Genomic DNA, 598 nt, shown 5'->3' with positions numbered 1-598 from the left:
CCGTAGGCGGCGCGGAAGGAGCCGTTGTCGACGGCGGTGGAGATCGCGACGTCGGCGCCGCCGAGCCGCGCGACCTCCTCGGCGACGTCGTGGTCCCGGGCGTCGATGACGTGGTCGGCGCCGAGTTCGCGGGCGAGGGCGAGCTTCTCGTCGGTGATGTCGACGGCGATGGTCTCGCCGCCGAAGATCCGCGCGTACTGGAGCGCGAGGTGGCCGAGGCCGCCGATCCCGGAGACGAGGACGCGCTGCCCCGGCCGGGTCCCGCCGGCCTTGACGGCCTTGTACGTGGTGACTCCGGCGCAGGTCAGCGGGGCGGCGTCGAGCGGGTCGATGCCCTCGGGGACCGCCACCACGTAGTCGGCGTCGGCGAGGGCGTACTCGCTGTGGGTGCCGTCCACCGAGTAGCCGGTGTTCCGCTGCTGGAGGCACAGCGTCTCCCAGCCCGAGACGCAGTGGTCGCAGTGCCCGCATGCGGTGCCGAGCCACGGCAGGGCGACGCGGTCGCCGACCGCGAGGTGCCCGGCCTGCGGTCCGGCGGCCTCGAGGAGGCCGATGCCCTCGTGCCCCGGGACGAAGGGCGGCGCGGGCTTGACGGGCC

The 598-nt window shown here is 75.1% G+C and carries 1 protein-coding gene; it reads right to left on the bottom strand.

The genetic code is table 11. The features are described 5' to 3' along the window. Positions 1-598 (bottom strand): alcohol dehydrogenase catalytic domain-containing protein (locus SSBG_RS27340; protein ID WP_008749287.1); only part of this gene is annotated, 598 nt, incomplete at both ends.

The organism is Streptomyces sp. SPB074 (genome assembly GCF_000154905.1).
Lineage (GTDB): Bacteria > Actinomycetota > Actinomycetes > Streptomycetales > Streptomycetaceae > Streptomyces.
This window is presented reverse-complemented; position numbering and strand designations above follow the sequence as displayed.